General features: G+C 48.3%; 26 protein-coding genes and 1 riboswitch. Of the genes, 17 read left to right on the top strand and 9 right to left on the bottom strand.

The genetic code is table 11. The annotated features are described in order from the left end of the window. Positions 1–105: 105 nt before the first annotated feature. From SB24_RS04360 to SB24_RS04350, 3 genes are all read right to left on the bottom strand, one after another. The gene (locus SB24_RS04360) at positions 106–546 is read right to left on the bottom strand and encodes a GNAT family N-acetyltransferase (protein ID WP_007409151.1); all 441 of its coding nucleotides are present in this window, start codon (positions 544–546) and stop codon (positions 106–108) included. A gap of 82 nt (positions 547–628) precedes the next feature. Then, a complete protein-coding gene (locus SB24_RS04355; protein WP_039252040.1) occupies positions 629–2,470 on the bottom strand; it encodes a bifunctional homocysteine S-methyltransferase/methylenetetrahydrofolate reductase in 1,842 nt (613 codons plus the stop codon). An 89-nt stretch (positions 2,471–2,559) separates the two neighbouring features. Beyond that, a riboswitch (SAM riboswitch) is annotated at positions 2,560–2,682 on the bottom strand. 100 nt (positions 2,683–2,782) lie between these two features. Continuing rightward, the gene (locus SB24_RS04350; RefSeq protein WP_003155112.1) at positions 2,783–3,274 is read right to left on the bottom strand and encodes a YajQ family cyclic di-GMP-binding protein; all 492 of its coding nucleotides are present in this window, start codon (positions 3,272–3,274) and stop codon (positions 2,783–2,785) included. 99 nt (positions 3,275–3,373) lie between these two features. Here SB24_RS04350 and SB24_RS04345 point away from each other — a divergent pair, with 99 nt between their 5' ends. The 3 genes from SB24_RS04345 to SB24_RS04335 all read left to right on the top strand — a co-directional run bounded on the left by SB24_RS04345 (position 3,374) and on the right by SB24_RS04335 (position 7,065). Then, entirely contained in the window at positions 3,374–4,270 is an 897-nt protein-coding gene (locus SB24_RS04345) for a CvfB family protein (protein ID WP_169539338.1), read from the top strand. A gap of 171 nt (positions 4,271–4,441) precedes the next feature. Continuing rightward, a complete protein-coding gene (locus SB24_RS04340; RefSeq protein ID WP_039252037.1) occupies positions 4,442–5,419 on the top strand; it encodes a BMP family lipoprotein in 978 nt (325 codons plus the stop codon). Further along, on the top strand, positions 5,416–7,065 hold the full coding sequence (locus tag SB24_RS04335; RefSeq protein ID WP_039252035.1) for a methyl-accepting chemotaxis protein: 1,650 nt from the start codon (positions 5,416–5,418) through the stop codon (positions 7,063–7,065). The genes SB24_RS04340 and SB24_RS04335 overlap by 4 nt, the downstream gene beginning before the upstream one ends. A 60-nt stretch (positions 7,066–7,125) precedes the next feature. Here the strand turns inward: SB24_RS04335 and SB24_RS19920 are convergent, their stop codons facing one another. Then, positions 7,126–7,248 carry a hypothetical protein gene (locus SB24_RS19920; RefSeq protein WP_003155105.1) on the bottom strand — a complete coding sequence of 41 codons (123 nt, stop codon included), beginning with the start codon at positions 7,246–7,248 and terminating at the stop codon, positions 7,126–7,128. A gap of 48 nt (positions 7,249–7,296) precedes the next feature. Then, entirely contained in the window at positions 7,297–8,148 is an 852-nt protein-coding gene (locus SB24_RS04330) for a DegV family protein (protein ID WP_039252032.1), read from the bottom strand. 124 nt (positions 8,149–8,272) lie between these two features. On the opposite strand from SB24_RS04330, the gene SB24_RS04325 reads away from it, so the two are divergent. Next, the gene (locus SB24_RS04325; RefSeq protein WP_003155101.1) at positions 8,273–9,115 is read left to right on the top strand and encodes a YitT family protein; all 843 of its coding nucleotides are present in this window, start codon (positions 8,273–8,275) and stop codon (positions 9,113–9,115) included. Between the two features lie 14 nt (positions 9,116–9,129). Further along, on the top strand, positions 9,130–9,591 hold the full coding sequence (locus SB24_RS04320) for a BsuPI-related putative proteinase inhibitor (RefSeq protein ID WP_039252029.1): 462 nt from the start codon (positions 9,130–9,132) through the stop codon (positions 9,589–9,591). A 37-nt stretch (positions 9,592–9,628) separates the two neighbouring features. On the opposite strand, the gene SB24_RS04315 is transcribed toward SB24_RS04320, so the two are convergent. From SB24_RS04315 to SB24_RS04310, 3 genes are all read right to left on the bottom strand, one after another. Next, on the bottom strand, positions 9,629–9,826 hold the full coding sequence (locus SB24_RS04315) for a DUF3813 domain-containing protein (protein ID WP_003155097.1): 198 nt from the start codon (positions 9,824–9,826) through the stop codon (positions 9,629–9,631). Continuing rightward, the gene (locus SB24_RS20185) at positions 9,826–9,975 is read right to left on the bottom strand and encodes a hypothetical protein (protein WP_003155094.1); all 150 of its coding nucleotides are present in this window, start codon (positions 9,973–9,975) and stop codon (positions 9,826–9,828) included. Before SB24_RS20185 ends, SB24_RS04315 begins: the two co-directional genes overlap by 1 nt. A gap of 85 nt (positions 9,976–10,060) precedes the next feature. Further along, positions 10,061–10,873, bottom strand: coding sequence for a Cof-type HAD-IIB family hydrolase (locus tag SB24_RS04310; protein ID WP_039252027.1), 813 nt, complete (start codon positions 10,871–10,873; stop codon positions 10,061–10,063). 120 nt (positions 10,874–10,993) lie between these two features. On the opposite strand from SB24_RS04310, the gene SB24_RS04305 reads away from it, so the two are divergent. Both SB24_RS04305 and SB24_RS04300 read left to right on the top strand, forming a co-directional pair. Continuing rightward, on the top strand, positions 10,994–11,761 hold the full coding sequence (locus SB24_RS04305; protein WP_007409140.1) for a prolyl oligopeptidase family serine peptidase: 768 nt from the start codon (positions 10,994–10,996) through the stop codon (positions 11,759–11,761). A 62-nt stretch (positions 11,762–11,823) separates the two neighbouring features. Then, positions 11,824–12,132, top strand: coding sequence for a metal-sulfur cluster assembly factor (locus SB24_RS04300; RefSeq protein ID WP_003155088.1), 309 nt, complete (start codon positions 11,824–11,826; stop codon positions 12,130–12,132). Between the two features lie 131 nt (positions 12,133–12,263). Here the strand turns inward: SB24_RS04300 and fosM are convergent, their stop codons facing one another. After that, entirely contained in the window at positions 12,264–12,707 is a 444-nt protein-coding gene (gene fosM / locus SB24_RS04295; RefSeq protein ID WP_031378485.1) for a FosM family fosfomycin resistance protein, read from the bottom strand. A 324-nt stretch (positions 12,708–13,031) separates the two neighbouring features. Here fosM and SB24_RS04290 point away from each other — a divergent pair, with 324 nt between their 5' ends. The 10 genes from SB24_RS04290 (at position 13,032) to SB24_RS04245 (ending at position 24,824) form a co-directional block, all read left to right on the top strand. Beyond that, positions 13,032–14,468, top strand: coding sequence for an FAD-binding oxidoreductase (locus tag SB24_RS04290; RefSeq protein WP_031378486.1), 1,437 nt, complete (start codon positions 13,032–13,034; stop codon positions 14,466–14,468). Beyond that, positions 14,465–15,007 carry an MFS transporter gene (locus SB24_RS04285; RefSeq protein ID WP_039252022.1) on the top strand — a complete coding sequence of 181 codons (543 nt, stop codon included), beginning with the start codon at positions 14,465–14,467 and terminating at the stop codon, positions 15,005–15,007. The genes SB24_RS04290 and SB24_RS04285 overlap by 4 nt, the downstream gene beginning before the upstream one ends. 164 nt (positions 15,008–15,171) lie before the next feature. Then, positions 15,172–16,209 (top strand): N-acetyl-gamma-glutamyl-phosphate reductase, encoded by a 1,038-nt coding sequence (argC, locus tag SB24_RS04280; RefSeq protein WP_031378488.1) that lies wholly within the window; start codon positions 15,172–15,174, stop codon positions 16,207–16,209. A 22-nt stretch (positions 16,210–16,231) separates the two neighbouring features. Further along, positions 16,232–17,449, top strand: coding sequence for a bifunctional ornithine acetyltransferase/N-acetylglutamate synthase (argJ, locus tag SB24_RS04275; RefSeq protein ID WP_007409135.1), 1,218 nt, complete (start codon positions 16,232–16,234; stop codon positions 17,447–17,449). Positions 17,450–17,463: 14 nt separating this feature from the next. Beyond that, positions 17,464–18,240, top strand: coding sequence for an acetylglutamate kinase (argB, locus tag SB24_RS04270; protein ID WP_015417199.1), 777 nt, complete (start codon positions 17,464–17,466; stop codon positions 18,238–18,240). Continuing rightward, positions 18,237–19,394, top strand: coding sequence for an acetylornithine transaminase (locus SB24_RS04265; protein ID WP_031378489.1), 1,158 nt, complete (start codon positions 18,237–18,239; stop codon positions 19,392–19,394). The genes argB and SB24_RS04265 overlap by 4 nt, the downstream gene beginning before the upstream one ends. A 69-nt stretch (positions 19,395–19,463) precedes the next feature. Beyond that, complete coding sequence (locus tag SB24_RS04260) at positions 19,464–20,522, top strand: carbamoyl phosphate synthase small subunit (RefSeq protein WP_007409132.1); 1,059 nt, start codon at positions 19,464–19,466, stop codon at positions 20,520–20,522. Next, the gene (locus tag SB24_RS04255) at positions 20,515–23,610 is read left to right on the top strand and encodes a carbamoyl-phosphate synthase (glutamine-hydrolyzing) large subunit (RefSeq protein ID WP_039252018.1); all 3,096 of its coding nucleotides are present in this window, start codon (positions 20,515–20,517) and stop codon (positions 23,608–23,610) included. Before SB24_RS04260 ends, SB24_RS04255 begins: the two co-directional genes overlap by 8 nt. Beyond that, positions 23,598–24,569, top strand: a complete 972-nt coding sequence (gene argF / locus SB24_RS04250; protein WP_039252015.1) for an ornithine carbamoyltransferase — start codon at positions 23,598–23,600, stop codon at positions 24,567–24,569. The genes SB24_RS04255 and argF overlap by 13 nt, the downstream gene beginning before the upstream one ends. 75 nt (positions 24,570–24,644) lie before the next feature. Continuing rightward, positions 24,645–24,824 (top strand): YjzC family protein, encoded by a 180-nt coding sequence (locus tag SB24_RS04245; protein ID WP_003155070.1) that lies wholly within the window; start codon positions 24,645–24,647, stop codon positions 24,822–24,824. The last annotated feature ends 32 nt before the right edge of the window (positions 24,825–24,856 follow it).

Genomic DNA, 24,856 nt, shown 5'->3' with positions numbered 1-24,856 from the left:
GGGTATTAAAAAAGCGGGAGGGCGTCAATAGTACCGCATATAAAAGCAGGCGTGACATTCAAGGTAATGCCCTTAGAGACATGTCCCCAAGGGCATTTGTCTGTTTCAGGCGAGTTCTTTATACATGATCACATGCGGGCCGATGCCGGGTATGTCAAAGGGGCTGCCCGTGCTTTTCCAGCCGAGCTTTTCGTAATATCCCTTTACGTGACATCTGGCGTTGCACCAGACAAGCGCCGCCCCCATATCTGCCAGTTTCCGTTCTGCATAGGCGATTAACGTGCTTCCCGCTTTTTGCGTCCGGTATTCCTCAAGCGTCGCCATGCCGCGCAGCTGGTAGGCGGGCGCTGCCTGTAACGCCTGCTGGTTCTGCGGGTAGAAAGAAGCGATGCTGATCAATGTCCCGTCGTAAAAACCTCCGAGATGAAAGGCTCCTTTGACGCTGTCCTGATCATATTTACAATCCTCAATCGTCTGATGGGGGCGCAGCACGCTGTGTCTGATCGCGTATGTGTCTTCTGCGGTGATGGGTTTTACTTCAACCATGAAAAAATCCTCCTTTGCTTGATTCTTTTTCTGTATCGTACCATGAAAAAGCCGCCTGTCATATCAGGCGGCCTCTTTCGCGTCAATGCAAATATACATCAGCCCGCTTTTCATCCTTTTGCTTAATATAAGCTGCAAGCTCTGACGTCAAATCAGAACGGAGAAACGGGGTGATTAAATAAATTCCGTTAAACAGTTCGCACGCCGTGTCGAGAAGCGACTTGGCGATGGCGAGGCCTTCGGCTTTCTGCTTCCGCTTGTCTTCGCCGGCGAGCGCCATTTTTTCGCGGATGCTGTCTGACAGCTTAATGCCCGGGATTTCATGATGGATGAACTCTGCGTTGCGGCTGCTCGTTAACGGCATGATTCCGATATACACCGGTGTTTTGAGATGCTTCGTTTCATGATGAATGTCAATGAGCTGCTGCTCCGAGTAGACAGGCTGGGACACGAAGTAGTCAGCTCCGCACTCTATTTTTTTCTCCAGCCGTTTTACTGCTTTATCAAGGTGGCGGACATTCGGATTAAATGCTCCGGCTACGGAAAAGTTCGTTTTCTTGCCGAGCGGTTTCCCAGATAAAGAAATGCCCTCGTTGAATTGTTTAATCAGCCTGATCAAGTCAAAGGACGTTAAATCATAGACGGAGGTAGCCCCCGGAAAGTCGCCGATTTTTGAAGGATCACCCGTGATGGCTAAAATGTCGGTGAGCCCGAGCGTATCCAGCCCCATTAAATGTGACTGAAGGCCGATGATGTTGCGGTCTCTGCATGTAATGTGAACGAGAGAACGGATATCAAGACGCTCTTTCAGCAATGAACCGCAGGCGGCATTGCTGATCCGCGGTGTCGCCAATGAATTGTCGGCGAGCGTCAGCGCTTCTATGCCGGTTTCTTTTAATTCAGCCGCCGCTTGCAGAAATTTGTCAAAATTCAATTTTTTCGGCGGATCAAGCTCTACGATAATTGACCGTTTTTGAGCGGCGATTTCGTTTAAACCCGGCTCGGTCCGTTCATTCCGGACGGAGATGACTTCTTCTTCCCGTCTGATTTTCACTTCTTTATCAGTGACGGGAGAAAGTCCGCGGACCGCTTCAGCCATGGCTCTGATATGGTTTGGCGTCGTACCGCAGCAGCCGCCGATAATGCGCGCGCCCTGAGTGCGGAACTGTACGGCGCTCTCCCGGAAATAGGCATCGTCCGTATCATAAACAAGCCGGCCTTCTTCTAAAGACGGGAGGCTGCTGTTCGGATAGACCGATAAATAAGCGTCACGGAATATCGGCACTTCGGTGAGCGCTTCAATCATGTGGTACGGGCCGAGCCGGCAATTGATTCCCGTTATGTCAGCGCCGAGATCGGCAATTGACCTGAGGGCTTCCCGAAGCGGCGTTCCGTCCTGCAGCACGCCCTGTTCGTGCATGGATACGTTCAGCATAATCGGAAGTTCCGTTTCTTTTCTCGCTATCTTCAGCACTTCGCGCGCCTCTTCTAAATCATAGTATGTTTCCAGGAGCAGACCGTCCGGCTCTTCGTGAAGCAATAAATAAAGCTGCTCCCGAAAGCTGCGTTTAATCTCCTCCAGGCTGTAGGCGTTTTTGTTAAATGTGCGGATGCCGCCCATCGTTCCCAATACATAAGCGCCGTCTGAAGAAGCGCGCGCGATTCTGACCGCTTCCTGATTGATTTTTTTCGTTTCATCCTCAAGTCCGTATCTTGAGAGTTTAATAAAATTCGCGCCGTACGTATTTGTCTGGATGATGTCTGCCCCGGCTTCCACGTAAGCCTTATGTATCCGCTTGATTTCCTCGGGCTTTGATACGTTCAGTTCCTCAAAACATCTGTCAATGCCGTAGGAATAGAGGAGAGTGCCCATCGCGCCGTCTCCGATTAAAATCCGTTCTTTTAAGTCTTGTAATAGTCCCATTGTTTGCCTCCTTCGTCACATTCAGCAAGGAAAAAAGAGAAATAAAAAAAGTCTTCTTAAGAAGAAGACTTTGTAATCATTTGTCTCTCTTCTTATCTTCCAAGCTGTTTTTAGCTTGCTGGATTTAGCACCTTGGTCATGGTTTGGGTTAAACCATTACACCGGTTGCTGAAGCGTCGTCGGGCCAGTCCCTCGGCTTCTCTTGATAAGAACGTTCATGTAATTGTCATGGGTTTCCAAAACTTAACTGTGAAAATCCCTTTCTCCAAATTTACCGAAAATAGAGACAATAATCAATAGGAATCACATAATTTATCTAAAATTAATAAATTGAACGTCAATCGGCAGGTCTGCCCCGCGGACGGCTGCAATAATCTGCTGCAGATCATCTTTATTTTTTCCGGTGACGCGCACTTGGTCGTCCTGAATCTGCGACTTTACCTTCAAGCCGGAGTTTTTAATCACCGCGTTGATTTTTTTGGCGCTGTCTTTATCAATGCCCTGTACAAGCTTCGCGCGCTGGCGCACCGTGCCCCCTGAGGCATTTTCGATTTTGCCGTATTCAATGTTTTTCGTCGGCACGTCCCGTTTGATCAGCTTGCCGCTCAGCACATCTTTGAGCTGATTCAGTTTAAACTCGTCATCAGAAATCAGGACAAGTTCTTCCTTTTCTAAAGTTACATCGCTTTTCGATCCTTTAAAGTCATAGCGCGTGCCGATTTCTTTCAGCGTCATCTGAATCGCATTCTGCACTTCGGGAAATTCAACTTTGGATACAATATCAAAAGAACTTTCTTTTGCCATGAGAAAACCTCCTATAACATTTCACTTATGAGTTGATTATAGTAGAATAAAGAGAAATGTCCAACAGCATAAAGCATGAATTTATGCATATTGGAAAAAATGAGAAAAACATCAGCCCCATACGGGCGAATCAGGAAGGACGATAACATGAGACCAGGGCAGCAGCTCACGCTTAGTATAGATCACCAAACCGATTTCGGTTATTTTTTAACCGACGGCGAGGATACGGTTCTTTTACATAACAGTGAAATCACAGAGGATATTGAAGACAGAGATGAAGTGGACGTATTTATTTACGTCGATCATCAGGAAAGACTCGCGGCGACGATGAAAAAGCCGCTCATCAGCTTTTATGACTACGGATGGGTGGAAGTGACGGACGCTGTGGAGGATATGGGCGTATTCGTCGACGTCGGTCTGTCAAAAGACGCGCTCGTCGCAACGGAGCACCTGCCTCCGTACAAATCCGTCTGGCCGCAAAAAGGCGACAGACTGTATTGCATGCTGAAGGTGACAAGCCGCGGACGCATGTTTGCCAAGCCGGCGCCTGAGGATATCATCAGTGAATTATTTACGGATGCAGAGGAAGACGTCATGAATAAAGACCTGACAGGCACGGTGTACAGACTGATCGCATCAGGCTCTTTTCTGATAACCGATGAAGGCATCCGCGCGTTTATTCACCCTTCAGAAAGAAAAGAAGAGCCGAGACTCGGCAGCCGCGTGACGGGGCGTGTCATCGAGGTGAAGGAAGACGGCTCCGTCAACATGTCCCTGCTGCCGAGAAAGCAGGATGCGCTTTCGGTTGACGCGGAGGAGATTCTGACCTATCTGAGATCAAGAAACGGCGCGATGCCTTACGGAGACAAAAGCGATCCTGACGATATCCGCGAACGGTTTCATTTAAGCAAAGCCGCCTTTAAGCGGGCGCTCGGGCACCTGATGAAAAACGGCAAAGTGTATCAGAAAGACGGCTGGACATACGAAAAACAATAAATTTTCTGCAAAAACATCGGTGAACCAAAACCGGTGTTTTTTATTTTCTCAAAAGCTCCTATATCCCTCATTTGTTTATCAACCTGCCGAACATACATATTTTATTGAAATAAAATATTCTGACATCCGAACCGATATATAACTATAGAAAAAAACAAAAGGAGAGTTTCAATGAGAAAAATGGCGATATTTGCGGCTGTACTGCTGCTTGCGCTCAGCACGGCGGGATGTGCCGGCAAATCCGAGGAGACGGCGGCCGAAAAAACGAAAACAATCGGCATCATGCTGACAGACAACGGCCTCGGCGACCAATCATTTAATGATTCAGGCTTTCAAGGTTTGATGAAAGCAAGAGACGAGCTCGGCATCACATTTGATTACAGAGAAATAAAAGACACCGGTACGTACGAAAAAGGACTGACCCAGCTTGTCCGGGAAGGCAATGATGTTGTTGTGGGGCTCGGTTACAGCATGCAGGCGGATTTAGAAAAGGTCGCCAAAAAATATCCGAAGCAGCGGTTTGTGCTGATTGATTCCGTATCAGACCTGGATAATGTCACCTCCGTCACGTTTAAAGAGGATGAAGGAAGCTTCTTAGCCGGAGCGCTGGCGGCCATGACGAGCAAAACCGGCACAATCGGATTTATCGGCGGTTCAGATGCCGACGTCATTAAACGGTTTAAAAAAGGCTATCTGAAAGGCGCGGAATCAGTCAAACCGAATATCCGCGTGCTGTCGGACATCAGCGGTACGTTTGACGATGATAAGCTCGGGAAGGGCATCGCCCAAAACATGATCCGAAAAAAAGCCGATGTCCTGTTTACGGCAGCCGGCTTCACGGGTGTCGGCGCACTGAAAGAAGCGGAGGCGCAAAAAGTATACGCCATCGGTGTTGACAGCGATCAATATTACACCGCCGAGCACGCCGTTATCTCTTCTTTAGTGAAAAACGTCGACCATGTCATCTATGAATTGGCGAAAGATTTAAAAGACAACAAGGAGATCAAAAGCGGTGAGATCGTTTACGGACTGAAGGAAAACGGCATGGACTTAGCCAAGATCAGAGTTGTCAAAAACGCAGGCGGGCTGACGAAAAAGATCACGGATATGAAAAACAGCCTGATTGAAAAAGGAGGCGATCTGAAGTGACATTACGGACAAGGCTGCTCGTTAACGCAGCCGTTACGATGATTTGCTTCGCCGCCGTCATCGGCTTTACCATCGTAAACATGATGAAGATTCAGGCTTCAAATGAAGATGAAGTGGACGCGCTGTTAAACGTCCAGGAAGCAAAAGCTGACCTTAATACGTTAAAAGAAAGCATCACCGGCTATTCCTATACGCTCGCAGACGCCCAGAAAGAAGATGTGCGAAGCTATATGAAAAGCAGCTCAGACAAACTGGCGGCGCTCAAAAAAACGATGACGGACGGTGCAGACAAAGCCGCTTATGACAAACTCGCCAAAAAATACGAATCATGGCAGGCGGAGGCGGACGCTGCTCTTGATTCGAAAAGCCCGGCTGAAGCGACAAGGACGGCGGCCCGCATCAACGGTCTTCTGAATGATATTTATATGCTGAATCTGAAAAGCCGGGATCACTATGAAGACATGCAGAAGCAGACGGCTGACCAGATTCAGTTTATCGTTTACAGCGCAGCCGTGCTGACCATCGTGATACTTGCCGTCACCGTCATATCTTCCATCAGGCTGACGAAGAGAATTGCAGGGCCGATCCGCCGCATGGCTGAAAATGCCCGCCGTATTGCAGGAGGGAACCTTGCTGTTGAAATGCTTGATTATAAAGGGAAGGACGAACTGAAAGAGCTGAATGACTCATTCGGAATGATGGCTGAACAGCTCCGCACCTTAATTCAGGCGATCGGAGAGGTCGGCCGTGAAGTCGAGACTTTTGCGGAAGGTTTGACGAAGGAAAACCAGACGCTGAAGGACATGACCGAGCAGGTGTCCGTATCGACGGAAGAAATGGCGCAAGGCTCCCAAACCATTTCAGAAGATCTGCAGCATGCGGTGCAATTCATTGAACAAATGGATGAACATTCAAAGGCGAACGCCGAACGTTCAAAACAAACGACGAGAAGCAGCGAAGAGACGATTGCTGCGGTGGCTGCGGGGCGAGGTGCTTTAGCCGAGACCAAGCAAGCCATTGATAAAAGCAATGAGACATCAAAAGAGATTTCCGAAGCCGCCGATCTCTTCATAGAGCATGCGGCAGGCATCAGTATGATGGCGCAGACCGTTTCCGACATTGCGGGCCAGACCAATCTGCTGTCATTAAACGCCGCAATCGAGGCGGCCAGAGCAGGCGAGGCCGGAAAAGGATTTGCCGTCGTTGCCGAGGAGATACGGAAGCTCGCAGACGGATCAGCCAAAGCGACCGCGCAGATTTTCGATATGGTAAAACAAATTGAAGACGGCATCACATCCATTACCGGAGCTGTCACGACCGGCGTCGCTTTGGCGGACAGACAGCAGGAGCTGATGGAGAAAACGTCAGAATCATTCGCCCATATTGAACAAAAAGCCGCCCATATTAAGGCGGAGCTTACTCAATTGGACGGACGGATCATCGAATCGAAACAGCTTGGTGAGCAAGTGCTGCATCATGCCGAAAGCATCAGCGCCGTCGTTCAGGAAACGGCTGCAGGAAGCGAAGAGATTTCTGCCTCCGCGCTTGAGCAGCTGTCTTCTTTTCATAAAATGGCGGAAAGCGTCAATAATCTGGTGAGCCTGACAGAGCGGTTAAACGATCAGGTCCGCCGGTTTACTTTGTAACGGACATCCGTGCGCAAAAAACAGCCCTCTTTCTTCTAAGACAAGAGGGCTGTTTTGCTTTTACAGATGGTCCGGTTTTTTGGAATTCTGGTTTTTTCCCGCCTGCCGGTTTTTTTCGGCAAGCCGGTTCTTTTTCTGATTTACGGCGTTATTGTCCAACGGTTTTTTGTCATCATCTTTCATGCGGCAAAGCCTCCCTTCTGTCCGTTAGGATGCCCGCCCGCATTGAAATTATGGCTTCAGGAAAAAAATCGCGAGCGTGCCCGGCCCGGAGTGGGCGCCGATCGCAGAGCCGATTGAATGAAGAATGATCTCTTTCGGATGGAACGCTTCTTCAATCATTTCCTTCATCCCAATCGCCGTCTCTTCATTATCTGCATAGCTGATTCCCACGGTTTGATCCGCCCAATCGCCGCCTTCTTCCTTCATCATTTCTATAATCCGTTTAAACAGTTTCTTCTGTCCGCGCAATTTTTCGAGCGGCACGAGCCTGCCGTCATCCACATGCAGAATCGGTTTGATGTTCAAAAGCCCCCCGACAAAAGCGGACGTTTTTGAAATTCTGCCGCCCCGCGCGAGATAAGCGACGTCATCGACCGTAAATATATGTTTCATCCGTGCGCAAAAGTTCTTTACAGACGTTTCGATTTCTTGTATTGTATTCCCGTTAACACAGAGTGTTTGCGCGTGCATCACCGCGAGGCCGCAGCCCAGTGAAGCGCATTTGGAATCTACAATCCGTAAATCAAAATCGGGAAATTCCTCTTTTACTTCATTGGCGATCATTACGGCCGTCTGATAGGTGCCGGAAAGACCTGAGGAAAAGGCGATGTATATCGCCGGTTCTCCCAGTTCCGCGTATTGTAAAAATACTTTTTTTATCGTATCCGGTGATGCCTGGGATGTTTTCGGAACTTTCCCGTCCCGCATCGCTTGAAAGATATGATCCGCCTGAATGGTGACCGCGTCCTCATATTCGTTTCCGCCAAGTGTTACGTGCAGCGGAATGAACCCGATCCGGTTTTCTTCAATATAAGATTTCGGCAGGTCAGAGGCGCTGTCAGCAATAAGGTGAACTGTCATCATAATTCCCTTCTTTCCGGTTGGTGAGAGTATGCCAACTATATCATATAAATTTGGCAAAATAGTGTTCAAAACTTTATTTTAAGGGAAAAGCTAATAATGAAAATGAGCGGAGGAGCAAGCCATGGTACTAGAACAAGTAAAAAAATTAGCAATCGTCGTCATCGGCGCGTTTCTGTATGCGGCGGGACTGAATTTATTCCTGATACCGGCGAATGTATATGCCAGCGGTTTTACCGGTGTCGCCCAGCTGCTGTCAAGCGTCGTTGATCAATACGCCCCCTTTTATATTTCGACAGGAGTTCTCATGTTCCTCTTAAACATTCCCATCGGTGTGTTAGGGTGGCTGAAAGTCGGCAGATCATTCACCGTATACAGCATATTAAGCGTAGCGCTGACGTCCGTCTTTATGGGGATTCTCCCGGAAATGAGACTGTCACACGATATTCTTCTGAATACCGTATTCGGAGGAGTCATCTCAGCTATCGGCATCGGTTTAACGCTGAAATTCGGCGCTTCGACAGGCGGTCTTGATATCGTGTCGATGGTGCTGGCCAAATGGAAGGATAAACCGGTCGGCACATATTTCTTCATTTTGAACGGGATTATCATTTTGACGGCAGGATTATTGCAAGGATGGGAGAAAGCATTATATACCCTTGTCGCTCTGTATGTCACAACAAGGGTGATTGACGCCATTCACACGCGCCACATGAAACTGACCGCCATGATCGTTACAAAAAAAGCTGATGAAATCAAAGAAGCGATTTACGGGAAAATGGTCCGCGGCATTACGACGGTGCCGGCAAAAGGCGCTTACACAAACGAACAGAAAGAAATGATGATCATCGTCATCACGCGGTACGAATTGTATGACCTTGAGAAAATCGTGAAAGAAGTCGACCCGAAAGCCTTCACAAACATCGTGCAAACGACGGGCATCTTTGGTTTCTTCAGAAAAGACTGATAGGAGCGGATAGAATGAAGTGGCTGTTTGGCCTGTTATTACCGGTCATTTTATTGATCGGATGCAGCAGTCAATCCGGGCAGAAGGAGCCCGCTGAGGAGGTATCCGGAGAGATGAATGAACAGCAAGCGGAATTAGCCGTAAATCCTGTGCAGACAGATCAGCAGATCGAATTTCAAATGTCTTTAAAAAACAAAAGCGAAAGCCCGATCGATTTCACATTCAGCTCAGGGCAGAAATTCGAACTGACCGTACATGACCAACATCACAAAGAACTGTACCGCTATTCAAAAGACAAAATGTTTACCCAGGCGTTTCAGACCGTGACCTTAATGCCGAATGAAACGTATGACTTTTCAGATGTGTGGAAGAACGTGCCCGGTCCGGGAACATACACGGTGACGGTGACGTTTTTAGGGAAGTCCGATCTGATCGGAAAAAGACTGAAAACGGTAAAAACATTTGAAGTAAAATAAAAAAGCGGCGCCCTCATCTCAAACGGGGCGCCTTTTTTTATTGCAATTTCTCCAGCTGATCCTGAAATTGGTGCAGCTGCTGACGTTCTGCATCCGTCGAATTGGCGTACGCGGAAGACACGGCATTTTTGGCGCGTGAGACAGCTTTTTCCTGGTCGCCGTCCTCGAAACCGTTAGCAATCATGACGGCCTGCTGGACAAATGACTTGGCTTGAGAAAACAGTTCGTTTCTCATTAAAAGTCAACCTGCCTTTCAGCCGAATCTTTTGCTGCATCATGCTGTGCTTCCTCTAATGTAGACCGATATGGAAATCTTGCGTCATGAAGACTGACAGAGTCCTTGCCTTGCTGAATAAACCGTTTTGATTTGTTTCGTTTACCCATTGCAATGTCCCCCTTCCATATTTAGACGAGATGAGTCGTCTGTTTTAGTATGGGCGGAAGGCTTTGTGTTATGAGCGGGAAAACCTCACAGGGAGAAATAGGATTTTAAAAATTCGGCGATTCCGTCCGCTTCATTTGAACCCGTGACGCGATCGGCGGCCTGTTTGACTTCATCCGTGCCGTTTCCCATCGCTACGCCGCACCCGGCAAATCGGAGCATTTCAAGATCGTTGTCTTCGTCGCCGAACGCGATGATCCGTTCTCTCGGCACTTGGTAATAGTCGCTGATTTTCTTCAGGCCGACCGCTTTATTCATCCCGTGTTTAATAATTTCAATCACATGCCAAGGAGCCGCCCATCTTCTGTGGTCAATGACCTCGGCGTGCACATCGGATAAATGCGCGCGTATGTCCGCGACGTCCTCTTCCTTCGCGTGAATCAATACGGACGTCACATCCTCTTTGACCGTTTCGCGCAGATCGCCGAATGTGACATTCGCCGTATTCATATGAAACGCCTCAATTAAATGCTCATCATGATAATGGAAGTACACATCATCAATGATCTCAGCGAGCACATTATGTATTTGGTAGGTCTCTGTAAGTTCGGCAAGCTGTCTGACCACATCGACAGATAAAGACGTGTGGTAGCGTCCCCATGACTCGTCTTTCGGGTGGTGGACAAACGCTCCGTTAAAATTGACAATCGGCGTTGTCAGCCCAAGCTCGTCATAATACATCGAACTGGAACGGAAAGGGCGGCCGGTTGAGATGCAGACATGATGGCCCGCTTCTTTCAGCGTCTGAATCGTCCGTGCCGTTTCAGGGGAAATGGTTTTATCATCTTTTAATAAGGTTCCATCCAGATCTAAGGCGATGAGGTAAGGTTTTGTCTCCATAAATAACTCCTTTTGTCATATAATTTGCTGTTTTTCTCTTATGTACAGTGTAGCTTTTTACCATCTTTATTGTCTACATGTTACACTTATGATTATGGTTATCCTAAGGAGGGAGTCAACGTGATTCTTATTGATCATCAAACCGTATCAGGCATTCCGTTTTTACATATTGTAAAAGAAGAAAATCGGGACCGTCCCGCTCCCCTTGTTTTCTTTATTCACGGTTTTACAAGCGCGAAGGAGCATAATCTTCATTTCGCTTACCTGCTTGCTGAAAAGGGTTTCAGAGCCGTGCTGCCGGAAGCTCTTTACCACGGTGAACGCGCTGAACAGCTGTCAGCAGAAGAGCTCGCCGTCCATTTTTGGGACATTGTCTTAAATGAAATCGAGGAGCTTGACGTGCTGAAAAAGGATTTTGAAGCGCGCGGTCTGATTGAAGACGGGCGGATCGGTCTTGCGGGGACGTCAATGGGCGGAATTACGACATTCGGCGCGATGGCCGCGTATGATTGGGTCAAAGCCGGCGTCAGTCTGATGGGAAGCCCGAACTATACGGCATTTTTTCAGCAGCAGATTGACCACATTCAAAAGCAGGACATCGACATTGACGTCACAAAAGAACAGGTCGACGAACTGTTTGCGCGGCTCAAACCGTTCGATCTCAGTCTGGAACCGGAAAAACTCCGCAGCCGCCCGCTGCTGTTCTGGCACGGCGTTCAAGACAAAGTCGTTCCGTATGCACCGACCCGCGGCTTTTATGAAACGATTAAACCTCATTACAGCAGCCGGCCTGACCATCTTCAGTTTCTGAAAGACGAACGGGCTGATCATAAAGTCCCGAGATACGCCGTTTTAGAAACCGTCGCCTGGTTCGATAAGCATTTATAAAGCACAAAGGTGTTAACAATACCCGCTTTTACGTTATACTGAGGAAAAAGGAGTGATGGAACGTGGAAGAAGCATTAAAAGAAAACATCATGGGCGCCTTGGAGCAGGTTGTTGACCCTGAGCTCGGCGTCGATATCGTCAATCTCGGCCTTGTATACGACGTTGATATGGATGACGACGGCCTGACGCATGTTACGATGACACTGACATCAATGGGGTGCCCGCTCGCTCCGATCATCGTCGACGAGGTGAAAAAAGCGCTCGCCGACATTCCGGATGTAAAAGAGACGGAGGTCCACATCGTCTGGAATCCGCCTTGGACAAGAGACAAAATGTCACGCTACGCAAAAATCGCATTAGGGATTCAGTAATAAGAAAATGCACCTCGGATTTTAGGTACATCCTAAAGTTTGGAGGTGCTTTTCTTTTGTCTGCATTTACAAGGAAAAAATCAACGCGGATAAGCGACAGTGAGGGTTTGTTTTGGATCGCAAACAAACCTTTAAATATAAAATTTCATATGAGGTTTATCTTTTTTGTAATAGGACAGTCTGTCTTGGAGTGTACCTGTGTGGAATTCAAATTTATGTCCATCGGGATCAGTAAAATAAATTGACTTATGATCTTGCTTATCCCTAGGACGCCCATTTAATATATTTACATTTAGATTTTTTAACCTTTGATGTATTGCATCAAAATCTTTTGGGTCAATTGTAAAGGCCATATGCGTATAAGATTTATGTATTTCATTTCTTGGTATATCCGCCTCTAAGTTAAGTGCAAGCCAAAGCCCGTTCAGATCAAAATATGCTGTTTTTTGCCCTTTAACCAAGAGTTGTGCATGAAATACTTTTTCATAAAATACTATGGATTTTTCCAAATTTGAAACAGAAAAAAGAAGATGATTGATTCCTTTTATGTTTATTTTCCCCACCTCGTTTAACATGTTTGTTTTAAACAATCCCTTTGGTAATACATCTGCATATATATCGATTATATACTGACTAAAAAATCATTTTAAGGATTTCTGTGGATTTTTATGCCCGGTGTTTTCCGGCTGACCGTTTCGAGCTGTACTAAACATGATTCTTCTGTCGGGCGCCATTCTGTCTGCTTTGCCGCTAGAGACCGGCGTGCGGAAAGAAGGGCAAGTCACTAAAAAAACCCGAGTTTCCCACCATTCGGGGTTTTTTGCGGTATCGGGTTAAAAAGGAAAAAAACGGACGTGAGGCATGATATAATAGACCGGCTGCATGCGAGGGAGGAATCCATGAAGAAAAAATTACTTCTCATTATCCTTAGCATACTTGTTTATACGGCGCTATTCGCTGTTTCCGCCTTTCACAAAGAGCCGGAGCGGCAGGCAGGGACAATGACGGATGTCAGCCGTCTCATGCCCGTGAAAATTAAGCAGACGGTCAAAGGAAAAGAGAAAGAAACATTGGTCGAAACGATTAAGGAAGCAAAGAGAAAGCATTTGAAGATCTCAATCGCAGGCGCCCAACACTCAATGGGCGGCCAGACGTATTATGAAGACGGTATCGTTCTCGACATGACGGGCTACAACAAAATACTCGGTCTCGACCGAAAGAAAAAAATCATCAGAGTGCAGGCGGGAGCGACGTGGAATGATATTCAGCGCTATGTCAATCCGTACGGGCTCGCGGTAAAAGTCATGCAATCGCAAAACATTTTTACGATCGGCGGCTCACTGAGCGCCAACGCCCACGGCCGGGATATCCGGTACGGTTCGCTGATTGATACGGTCAAATCGTTTCATCTTTTAAAGGCGGACGGCAAAGTCATCACCGTTACTCCGAAAGATGACCTGTTTTCAGCCGTCATCGGCGGCTACGGCCTGTTCGGCGTCATCCTTGACGCGGATATTGAGCTGACGGATGATGAGCTTTATGAAATGAAAACGAAACGCATGAACGCTGATACATACAGTCAATATTTTACGCAGCATGTTCAGCGCAACCCCGCCGTGCGCATGCATCTCGCGCGGATCGCAACAGGGGATAAAGGCTTTTTGCACGATATGTATGTGACTGATTACACACTCTCAGACAACCAGAAAGAATTAAAGCGGCACAATGAACTGAAAGAAGATGAGCATCCGGCGCTGACGAAATTCGCGCTCGGCCTCTCCCGCCGGTATGACTGGGGAAGAAATTGGTTCTGGTCAACCCAGCAGTCTTATTTTCTCAGCCAAAACGGCGTGAAAGTCTCCAGGAACAATGTCATGCGGTCAGAATCGAAATTTTTGGAATATGAAAACACGGACAACACCGATGTGCTGCAAGAATACTTCGTGCCCGTCGGCGAATTTGCGCCGTACATTCATGATTTACGCAAGACGCTGTCACATGAAGATCTCAATCTCGTAAATATTACGATCCGCTACGTGCAAAAAAATGAAAAAGCCGATCTATCATACGCAAAGGAAGACATGTTTTCACTCGTTCTTTTAATCAATGAAGGGTTTTCAACAGACAGCCAGGCAAGTGCTGCGCGGATTGTCAGAAAAATGACGGATACGGCATTGTGCCACCGCGGCAGTTATTATCTCCCGTATATGCTGTATCAAACGAAAGAGCAGATGCGTGAGGCATATCCGAAAAGCGATATGTTCTTTCAGAAAAAACACAAATATGATCCGGATGACTTGTTTATGAATTATTTTTATCAGAGGTACAAATCATGAAACACAACCATTTAAAATGGCTGATCCTGTCTCAGAGCAGTGTCTTTTTTGCCGGCAGCCTGATCTTTCCGTTTTATATTTTATTTATTAAAAACATCGGTTCCAGCTACACGCAATTCGGTCTTTCATACGGCTTGTTCGGCCTGAGCGGCGCATTGATTCATCCGCTGCTCGGCCGGCTGTCGGCAAGACTGGATTCCCACTGGTTCCTTATGGCAAATTCGTGGGGGATGGCGGTGCTTCTTCTGACGCTCCCGCACATTACCGGCGTGCACCAGGTTTATGTTGTGCAGGTGCTTTTGGGCCTGTTCGGCGCGATGCAAAAACACGGCGAGAAAATCATGATCGCCGATTACACCGACGGCGGGGAGCGGGGAAAAAAAGTCGGCAGCTATCATTTCTGGACGGCCGTATTTTCAGCTGCCGCCATTATTCTCGGCGGGTTTCTCGCTGATTTCTTTACGGTTTATATTATTTTTTACGCCAGCTCCGTGCTGTTTTTTATAAGCGGGCTGATGATGCTGAAAAAAACAGGCTGATCCGAGCAGCCTGTTTTTTTTATGCCCCCCCTCGATCGAGAGGGGGTTTTTTGTCAGCGAAAACAGATGGAAAATGAATGAAAAAATATTAAATATACAATTGAATTAATTTTTATTCATGTTATAATGTTAAATAATTTCACAAAACCAAGAAGGTGAACCCGTTGAAAATAGGTATTATAGGCGCGACTGGTTATGGAGGCGCCGAACTTGTCAGGATTCTTAACCATCACCCTTATGCAGAAGATTGTATATTATATTCATCGAGCGACGAAGGAAAAGAATATGCCGCTTCATATCCGCATTTGAGGAATATAGCGTCACAATCACTTCAGCCGCTTCATATAGAAACGATCCGAAACGAAATTGATGTCATGTTCATAGCCGCGCCGCCCGGCGTTTCCGGAGAGTGGTCGCCCAAGCTGGCGGAGGCGGGCATCCCGGTCATTGATCTATCCGGCGATCTGCGGATTCAAAACCCGGCCGTGTATGAAAAGTGGTATAAGCGGAAGGCCGCTCCGAAAGGAACGATTCAAAGCGCGGTTTACGGTTTAGCTGAACTGCAAAAAGAAGAGATTCAGACTGCAAAGCTGATTGCCAATCCGGGATGTTTTCCGACGGCTGTGCTGCTCGGGCTCGCCCCGCTGGCGAAGAATAAGCTTTTACAAGATTCATTTCTGATTGTTGATGCGAAAACGGGCGTATCCGGCGCCGGCCGAAAAGCATCCATGGGCACTCATTATTCTGAGCTGAATGATAATTTCAAAATTTATAAGGTTAATGAGCATCAGCATACTCCGGAAATTGAACAGCAATTAGCGGCTTGGCAGCCCGGCACAGGCCCGATCACGTTTTCCGCTCATTTGGCGCCGATGACAAGGGGCATTATGGCGACGATGTATACCGACGCCCCTCCGGGAATGTCTGCTGCACAGGTAAGAGGATTGTATTCCGAATTCTACAAAGATTCATATTTTGTCAGAATCAGGCCGGAAGGTGAATTTCCGGCGACGAAAGAGGTATACGGCAGCAATTTTTGTGATATCAGTGTCACCGTGGATGAAAGAACAAACCGTGCCACCATCGTTTCTGTCATAGATAATCTGATGAAAGGCGCCGCAGGGCAGGCGGTTCAAAATTTAAATATCATGAATGGCTGGCAGGAAGAAACGGGACTTACGATGATGCCAGTCTATCCATAGAACGAAAGAGGGATTCAAAAATATGATTCAGCTGAGTGAGGAAATCACGAAAATAAAAGGCGGCGTATCCTCGCCGAAAGGGTTTGAGGCAAAGGGCGTGCATTGCGGTCTGCGCTATTCAAAAAAAGATCTCGGAGCGATTATCAGCGAAGCGCCTGCAGTCAGTGCAGCGGTATATACGCAGAGCCATTTTCAGGCAGCGCCGCTGAAAGTGACGCAAGCCAGCCTGAAAAAAGAGGGTGTGCTTCAGGCGGTTATCGTCAACAGCGCGATTGCCAACGCCTGTACGGGAGACCAAGGATTAAAGGACGCCTATGAAATGCGGGACGGCTTCGCGAGCCAGCTCGGCATTGAGCCGGAGCTTGTTGCGGTTTCGTCAACCGGGGTGATCGGCGAGCTTTTAGACATGAAAAAAATTCAAGCGGGCATTGAACAGCTCGGTCAAGCGCCGTCCGTGTCCGGAGCATTTGAAGAAGCCATTTTGACGACGGATACAGTGACGAAACAGACGTGTTATGAACTGGTGATCGGCGGAGACATCATCACGATCGGCGGAGCGGCGAAAGGCTCCGGCATGATCCACCCCAACATGGCGACAATGCTCGGCTTTGTCACAACGGACGCGGCCGTGGAAGAACAGGCGCTCAAAAACGCGCTCAGAGAGATTACGGATGTTTCATTTAACCAAATCACCGTTGACGGAGAAACATCGACGAATGACATGGTGCTTGTGATGGCAAACGGCTGCGCGGGGAATGATTGCCTGACGGAGCAGCACCCTGACTGGCCGGCTTTTAAAAAGGGATTAAAGCTTGTATGCGAAGACCTTGCCAAAGATATAGCCAGAGACGGTGAAGGAGCGACGAAATTAATTGAAGCCAGAGTCGAAGGCGCGAAAAACAACCTTGAGGCGAATATTATCGCCAAAAAAATCGTCGGCTCAAGCCTTGTGAAGACCGCCGTTTACGGCACAGACGCCAACTGGGGGCGCATCATCGGCGCAATCGGGCACAGTGCGGCAAGCGTAACGGCCGAACAAGTGGAAGTTTTCCTCGGCGGCCAGTGTCTGTTTAAACACAACGAACCTCAGCCGTTTTCGGAAACTGATGCCAAGGAGTACTTATCAGGTGATGAAATTACGATTGCAGTCCGCCTGCAGGAAGGCTCCGGCAGCGGCCGGGCATGGGGCTGTGACTTAACCTATGATTATATTAAAATCAATGCGAGCTATCGCACATAACAAAGGGGAGCGGCATGAAGAAAACGATCGTTTTTAAGTGCGGCGGCAGCGTAATCCGCGAGTTATCCGCCGATTTTTTTCAAAATGTAAAAGAGCTTATGCAATCCGGCTGGAACATTGCCGTCGTGCATGGAGGCGGTCCGGACATTTCAAGAATGCTGAAAACATTGCAGATTGAAACGGAATTTGTCGATGGACAGCGGAAAACGACCAAACCGGTGCTGGAAACAGCGGAAATGGTCTTGTCAGGGACGATCAATAAATTTTTCGTAACCGAACTCGCGAAAAACGGGCTGAAAGCCGCGGGAATATCAGGAAAGGACGGCGGTCTCCTTCAAGCATCCTATCTTAATCAAGACAAATACGGAGAAGTCGGCGAAATACAAAAAACCGATCCGTCAATCATTCACGCATTAATGAAAGAAGGCATCATTCCCGTTATCGCTCCGCTTTCCATGACAAGTGATTTCGAAACGCTGAACGTCAACGCAGACGCCGCGGCATCGGCCGTCGCTTCAGCCTTACACGCCGACAAACTTTTATTTGTCACGGATGTCGAAGGAATTATGGACGGAGAGAGCAGGCTGGATACTTTGACGCCGCAAGAGACTCACGCCCTCATAGATGACGGCGTGATTTCAGGAGGGATGATTCCGAAGGTAAACTCGGCATTATCGGCACTGAGTGAAGATGTCGAGGAAGTGATGATCGTAAACGGAAAAGGAGCGTTTTTTACCGATCAAGCCTTCCAAGGAACAAAAATTGTCAAAGAAAAGGAGAGCGTGTCATGAGCAGTCTATTTCAAACCTACAGCCGCTGGCCCATTGATATCAAAAAAGCGAAAGGGACAATTGCAGAGGATGAAAACGGAAAAACGTATCTCGATTTTATTCAGGGCATCGCCGTTTCCAATCTCGGCCATTGTCATGATGAGGTCACAGAAGCGGTGAAAGAACAGCTTGACAGTGTATGGCACGTTTCCAATCTGTTTGAAAATGATCTTCAGGAAAAAGCCGCGGCAAAGCTTGCCGAACATAGCGCGGGGGATCTCGTTTTCTTCTGCAACAGCGGGGCCGAAGCGAATGAAGGCGCCATTAAGCTTGCCCGTAAAGCAACGGGAAAGACAAAAATCGTAACGTTCCATCAATCCTTTCACGGACGGACCTATGCGGGGATGGCCGCCACCGGACAAGACAAAATCAAGACCGGTTTCGGACCGATGCTTCAAGGCTTTCACTATCTTCCGTTCAATGATCCGTCGGTATTCAGCACGCTTTCAAAAGAGGATGATATCGCCGCCGTCATGCTTGAGACGGTGCAGGGAGAAGGGGGAGTCAATCCCGCCGATCCGGAATTCATCGAAGCCTTACAGACATTTTGCAAAGACAAACAGGCGCTGCTTATCACAGACGAGATTCAAACCGGAATCGGCCGGACGGGCAAGGCATTCGGCTATGAGCATTTCGGCATCTCGCCGGACATCATCACTGCTGCGAAAGGGCTTGGAAACGGTTTTCCCGTCGGAGCCGTGATCGGCAAAAAGAAGCTTGGCGACGCCTTTACGCCGGGTACGCATGGTACGACTTTCGGCGGCAATAAGCTTGCCATGGCAGCTGTGAAAGCAACCTTGGATATTGTGTTTCAGCCGGACTTTCTCCAGGCGGCGGCAGACAAAGGATCATTTTTAAAAGCGCAGCTGAACCGTGAACTGACAGGGCCTTTTGTAAAAGAAATCCGCGGAAAAGGGTTATTAATCGGCATTGAATGCGCAGGTCCCGTGTCCGGCATCATCGGAGATCTGCAGGAACGCGGGCTTCTCGTGCTTCCGGCCGGACCGAATGTCATCAGGCTGCTCCCGCCGCTTACGGTTTCTGAAGAAGAAATGCTGTCGGCCGTCAGTATGCTGAAAGCAGCGATCGAAGCGCATTCGGCAGTGAAACGGTAATTTTTTTTCGATATAAAAGTATAAAAATTCATATTTTTAATTAATTATTCATCAAGAGGTGGGCTTTAGATGAAAGGCTATTTAGTATTGGAAGACGGAACATCATTCGGCGGTGAACTTGAAAAAGAGGCCCGCTGTGTTGGCGAAGCTGTTTTTTTCACCGGAATGACGGGCTATCAGGAAGTGCTTACAGACCCGTCTTATAAGGGCCAGATCGTCGTCTTTACGTATCCGCTGATCGGAAACTACGGAATTAATGAAAAAGACCTTGAAAGTAAGATTCCTCAAGTCAAGGCTGTTGCCGTCTATGAAGCGTGTGAACATTTTTCTCACCATGAAGCAGTCTCAAGCTTGAGAGAGTATTTAAATAAATGGAACATCCCGCTCTTAACCGAAGTGGACACACGGGCCGTCGTCAAAACCATCCGCTCCGGCGGCACGATGAACGCTGCCGTGTCAACAACAGGAGAAATTCCGGCAGCATCCGGAACGGAAAACCCGGCGGAGCTGGCGCAGTCTGAAGACATCACGTCAATGGGGAACGGAGACCGGCATATTGCGCTGATTGATTTCGGTTATAAAAAATCAATCGCCTCGTCACTTGTAAAGCGCGGCTGTAAAGTAACGGTCATTCCGTATCAGCAGATGAACGCTGTTTACGACATTCAGCCTGACGGAATCGTGCTCTCAAACGGCCCGGGCGACCCGAAAGCGATTGCGCCGTACATGAACCGGATTACATCATTACTCAGTGATTTCCCCGCACTCGGCATTTGCCTCGGGCATCAGCTGATTGCCCTGGCTTTCGGAGGAAATACGTATAAGCTGCCGTTCGGCCACAGGGGTGCCAACCATCCCGTCATTGACCGGAAAACGAAACGGGTGTTTATGACAAGCCAGAACCACAGCTATGTCGTTGATGAAGCATCAATTGACGAAAACGAGCTGTCCATCAGATTTCATCATGTCAATGATACATCGGTGGAAGGGCTCATTCATAAGCGCCTTCCCGTATTAAGCGTCCAGTTCCACCCTGAAGCTCATCCCGGACCGGCTGAGAGCGAGTGGATATTTGATGAATTTCTAGAGAAAGTGATACCAGCAAGGAGAGAAATCGCTCATGCCTAAAGATACAACCATTTCCAGCATATTAGTCATCGGCTCCGGCCCGATCATCATCGGCCAGGCGGCAGAATTTGATTATTCAGGAACGCAGGGCTGCATGGCTCTGAAAGAAGAAGGATACCGCGTTATTCTAGTCAACAACAACCCGGCAACGATTATGACGGATGAGGCGTTTGCCGATGAAATATATTTTGAACCGCTCACAACCGACAGCATCGAGGCCATTATTGAAAAAGAAAAACCGGACGGTCTGCTTGCCAATTTGGGCGGCCAGACGGCATTGAATTTAGCCGTTAAGCTTGAAGAAGCAGGCGTGCTGAAGAAGCATCACGTCAAGCTTTTGGGAACATCGGTGGAAACCATTCAAAAAGGCGAAGACCGGGAGCAGTTCCGCGCCCTGATGAAAGAGCTCGATCAGCCCGTTCCGGAAAGCGAAATCGTCGACAACGAAGAAGATGCCCTCCGTTTCGCCGAGTCTATCGGATTTCCGGTTATTCTGAGACCGGCGTATACGTTAGGCGGAAAGGGAGGCGGAATCGCGAAAACGAAAGAAGCGTTTCAGACGCTGATTAAACAGGCGCTGTTAGCAAGCCCGATCAGCCAATGCCTCGTCGAAAAAAGCATCGCCGGATTTAAAGAAATCGAATATGAGGTCATGCGTGACAGCAATCATACATGCATCACCGTCTGCAACATGGAAAACATCGATCCCGTCGGCGTGCATACAGGAGACTCCATCGTCGTCGCACCGTCCCAGACGTTAACGGATGAAGAATATCAGATGCTGCGTTCAGCAAGCCTGGCGATTATTTCGGCGCTGGATGTGGTCGGCGGCTGCAACATTCAATTTGCGCTGGATCCGTTCAGCAAACAGTACTATGTCATTGAAGTGAACCCGCGTGTCAGCCGCTCTTCAGCTCTCGCGTCAAAAGCGACCGGCTATCCGATTGCCAAAATGGCGGCGAAACTTGCCGTCGGCTATACGCTTGATGAACTGAAAAATCCGCTGACGGGCTCTACTTATGCAAGCTTTGAACCGGCGCTTGATTATGTCATCGTCAAATTCCCGCGCTGGCCGTTTGATAAATTTAAACATGCCGACCGCACGCTCGGAACGAAGATGAAAGCGACGGGAGAGGTCATGGCGATTGAAAGAAATATGGAAGCGGCCATTCAAAAAGCGGCGGCCTCCCTTGAGCTGAAAACGATCGGCACCCGCCTGCCTGAACTCGGCGGCTGTACGATCAATCAGCTGTGGGAATTAGCGGTAACGCCGGATGACCGGAGATTTTTCGTCGTCATGGAGCTGTTAAGCCGCGGTGAAACGATAGAAGACATCCATGCCAAAACGAAAATTGACCCGTTTTTTCTCCATGTATTCCGAAATATCATCACATTGGAAAACAAGCTGATGGAAGAAGGGGATCATCTGTCAATGCTGCTTTTAAAGCAGGCGAAGGTAAAAGGCTTCACGGATGTCATGATCGCATCTCTCACGGGAAAAACGGAAGAAGACATCCGTGCTCTCAGAAAGAAATCAGGCATCGTCCCGTCGTTTAAAATCGTAGATACATGCGCCGCTGAATTTGATGCCAAGACGAATTATTTCTACTCCACCTACCTCGGGGAAAGCGACGGAGATATCAGCCGGAAAGAGAAAAAACGCGCCCTCATCATCGGCTCAGGCCCGATCCGCATCGGTCAGGGAGTGGAATTTGATTACAGTGCCGTCCACGGCGTTCTGACCCTGCAAAAGCTGGGGTATGAAACGATTATGATCAATAACAATCCGGAAACAGTAAGCACGGATTATGAAATCGCTGACCGGCTTTATTTTGAACCGCTGACGACAGAACATATTTTGAACGTGGCGGAACATGAAAACATTGATTTTGCCATCGTCCAGTTTGGAGGGCAGACCGCGATCAATGCCGCTGAACCGCTGGAAAAAGCGGGCATTCCGCTGCTCGGAACATCCTTTGAAACCCTTGATGCGCTGGAGGATCGGGATCTGTTTTATCAGCTGCTTGATGACCTTGACCTGAAACATGCCAAAGGCGAAACCGCTTATTCAAAAGAAGAAGCAACGGAAAAAGCAAGCCGAATCGGCTACCCTGTGCTGATCCGTCCGTCTTATGTCATCGGTGGGATGGGCATGATCATCGTTGATTCAGAAGCGCAAATGTCAGAGCTGCTGGCAAATGAAGCGGGCATGCCGTATCCGATTTTGATCGATCAGTACATTACAGGAAAAGAATTGGAGATCGATCTGATTTCCGACGGACATGAAGTATTCGTGCCGACTTACACAGAGCACATTGAACGCGCCGGCGTCCATTCGGGCGACAGTTTTGCGATTCTTCCGGGTCCGTCTGTCACACCTGATATGCAGCGGAATATAAAAGAGGCCGCCGAAAAAATCGCGGTAAAACTGGCTTTTAAAGGCATCATGAACATTCAGTTTGTCATTGATGACAAAGGGGATATTCTCGTTCTTGAAGTGAATCCGCGGGCAAGCCGCACGGTTCCTGTCGTGTCTAAGGTGATGGGGGTGCCGATGATCCCGCTTGCCGCCAGATTGCTGGCCGGCGCTTCCCTTAAAGACATCAAGCCCGAGGTTCAAAATCAGCACGGAACGGCAGTGAAATTCCCGGTTTTTTCTTCACACGCCATTCAGGATGTGGACGTAAAGCCCGGGCCGGAAATGAAGTCGACCGGAGAAGGCATGTGTGTCGCGTTTGACGCAGAAAGCGCCCTGAAAAAAATCTACGCGCACGTCTGGGAGAAAAAAGGCAGCATCTATCTGGAAGGCTGTGATGCGGAATTGGAACGTCAGGCTCAAGAGGCGGGATTTACCGTATGCAAAGATGCGTTCCCGGCATGGGCAGAGCGAAAGGATAAAGCGGTCCACATCAATTTCAATCACTCTGAAGAAGCGCGTAAACAACGGATTGAAGCCATGACGCACGGTGTGACGGTCTTTACTGAACCGGAAACCGTAAAGGCATTTTTAGCAAGCGGCTCCGGCGAACCTCAGCCTGTATCGCTCAAAGATCTTTATCAAAAGGAAGTGGCATCATGCACACAATAAAAGCGGAACACACATTAACCCATTTGTACGGCAAAGATTTTCTTTCCTTAAAAGATGTCAGCCCGTCAGACATCAATGCGCTTCTGACAGAAGCTTCATTATTAAAACAACATCCGATACAGCCGATTTTCCAAGGGAAAACATTGGCGATGATTTTTGAAAAATCTTCAACCCGCACACGTGTGTCTTTTGAAGCGGGAATGGCCCAGCTCGGGGGAACGGGACTATTTCTTTCAAGCAGCGACCTGCAGCTTGGGCGGGGGGAGACAGTCGCGGATACGGCGAAGGTGCTGTCCGGCTTCGTTGATGCCATTATGATCCGCACCTTTGAGCATGAAAAAGTCGAAGAGCTTGCCGAGCATGCTGATATTCCCGTCATAAACGGGCTGACCGACCGGTATCACCCGTGTCAGGCACTCGCGGATCTGTTAACGATACAAGAAATAAAAGGAAAATTAAAAGGAGTAAAAGCCGCCTATATCGGTGACGGAAATAATGTGGCGCATTCACTAATGATCGGCTGCGCAAAAATGGGCTGTGACATTGCGATTGCTTCGCCGAAAGGCTATGAAGTAGAGGAAGAGGCGGTAAATGCCGCAAAAGAAGCGGCGGCTGTTTCCGGAGCGAAAATCACCCTTACCGAAAATCCGCAGGAAGCGGTGCGGGATGCAGACGTGATTTACTCCGACGTCTTCACGAGCATGGGGCAGGAGGAAGAGACGCAGCAGCGGCTGCATGTGTTTGCCCCGTATCAAGTCAACGCCTCACTCGTCAGTCTCGCCAAACCCGACTATACATTTTTGCATTGCCTGCCCGCGCATCGGGAAGAAGAGGTCACGTCCGAGATTATCGACGGTCCGAACTCTGCGGTATTTCAGCAGGCGGAAAACCGGCTTCACGCGCAAAAAGCGCTCCTGAAAGCTCTTCTTTACAAACAGGATGAACAAAAAAACCGCTGAATCTCATTCAGCGGTTTTTAATATTTCTCCGCATACAAGCGCATACTACATAAAAAAGAAAAAGGAGGAAATGACGTGGGACAGCAGCATCAATTCCGCCCGGGACAAAAAGCGCCGAATAACGGTGTGTACGTTGAAATCGGCGAAACGGGAAGCATGGTCAAAAATCCGCAAAAAATCAAGCTTACGGTTGGAGAAATGTTCCCTGAAACTTCAAACCACAACAGATTGTGGACGTATCAACGAAAACCGTGAACACAAAAAAACCTGCTGAATAGCAGGTTTTT

This window comes from Bacillus sp. Pc3, assembly GCF_000815145.1.
In the GTDB taxonomy this organism is placed as follows: Bacteria; Bacillota; Bacilli; order Bacillales; family Bacillaceae; genus Bacillus; species Bacillus velezensis.
This window is presented reverse-complemented; position numbering and strand designations above follow the sequence as displayed.

What these genes read in the sequence shown, in the direction of transcription:
- argJ (WP_007409135.1), top strand. Translation starts at nt 16,232, where the DNA reads ATGATTCAGCTGAGTGAGGAAATCACGAAAATAAAAGGCGGCGTATCC.
- fosM (WP_031378485.1), bottom strand. Translation starts at nt 12,707, where the DNA reads ATGTTAAACGAGGTGGGGAAAATAAACATAAAAGGAATCAATCATCTT.
- argB (WP_015417199.1), top strand. Translation starts at nt 17,464, where the DNA reads ATGAAGAAAACGATCGTTTTTAAGTGCGGCGGCAGCGTAATCCGCGAG.
- argF (WP_039252015.1), top strand. Translation starts at nt 23,598, where the DNA reads ATGCACACAATAAAAGCGGAACACACATTAACCCATTTGTACGGCAAA.
- SB24_RS04350 (WP_003155112.1), bottom strand. Translation starts at nt 3,274, where the DNA reads ATGGCAAAAGAAAGTTCTTTTGATATTGTATCCAAAGTTGAATTTCCC.
- SB24_RS04265 (WP_031378489.1), top strand. Translation starts at nt 18,237, where the DNA reads ATGAGCAGTCTATTTCAAACCTACAGCCGCTGGCCCATTGATATCAAA.
- SB24_RS04360 (WP_007409151.1), bottom strand. Translation starts at nt 546, where the DNA reads ATGGTTGAAGTAAAACCCATCACCGCAGAAGACACATACGCGATCAGA.
- SB24_RS04260 (WP_007409132.1), top strand. Translation starts at nt 19,464, where the DNA reads ATGAAAGGCTATTTAGTATTGGAAGACGGAACATCATTCGGCGGTGAA.
- SB24_RS04315 (WP_003155097.1), bottom strand. Translation starts at nt 9,826, where the DNA reads ATGAGAAACGAACTGTTTTCTCAAGCCAAGTCATTTGTCCAGCAGGCC.
- SB24_RS04285 (WP_039252022.1), top strand. Translation starts at nt 14,465, where the DNA reads ATGAAACACAACCATTTAAAATGGCTGATCCTGTCTCAGAGCAGTGTC.
- SB24_RS04255 (WP_039252018.1), top strand. Translation starts at nt 20,515, where the DNA reads ATGCCTAAAGATACAACCATTTCCAGCATATTAGTCATCGGCTCCGGC.
- SB24_RS04310 (WP_039252027.1), bottom strand. Translation starts at nt 10,873, where the DNA reads ATGGAGACAAAACCTTACCTCATCGCCTTAGATCTGGATGGAACCTTA.
- SB24_RS04290 (WP_031378486.1), top strand. Translation starts at nt 13,032, where the DNA reads ATGAAGAAAAAATTACTTCTCATTATCCTTAGCATACTTGTTTATACG.
- SB24_RS04340 (WP_039252037.1), top strand. Translation starts at nt 4,442, where the DNA reads ATGAGAAAAATGGCGATATTTGCGGCTGTACTGCTGCTTGCGCTCAGC.
- SB24_RS04330 (WP_039252032.1), bottom strand. Translation starts at nt 8,148, where the DNA reads ATGACAGTTCACCTTATTGCTGACAGCGCCTCTGACCTGCCGAAATCT.
- SB24_RS20185 (WP_003155094.1), bottom strand. Translation starts at nt 9,975, where the DNA reads ATGGGTAAACGAAACAAATCAAAACGGTTTATTCAGCAAGGCAAGGAC.
- SB24_RS04325 (WP_003155101.1), top strand. Translation starts at nt 8,273, where the DNA reads ATGGTACTAGAACAAGTAAAAAAATTAGCAATCGTCGTCATCGGCGCG.
- SB24_RS04345 (WP_169539338.1), top strand. Translation starts at nt 3,374, where the DNA reads ATGAGAAAAACATCAGCCCCATACGGGCGAATCAGGAAGGACGATAAC.
- SB24_RS19920 (WP_003155105.1), bottom strand. Translation starts at nt 7,248, where the DNA reads ATGAAAGATGATGACAAAAAACCGTTGGACAATAACGCCGTAAATCAG.
- SB24_RS04355 (WP_039252040.1), bottom strand. Translation starts at nt 2,470, where the DNA reads ATGGGACTATTACAAGACTTAAAAGAACGGATTTTAATCGGAGACGGC.
- SB24_RS04320 (WP_039252029.1), top strand. Translation starts at nt 9,130, where the DNA reads ATGAAGTGGCTGTTTGGCCTGTTATTACCGGTCATTTTATTGATCGGA.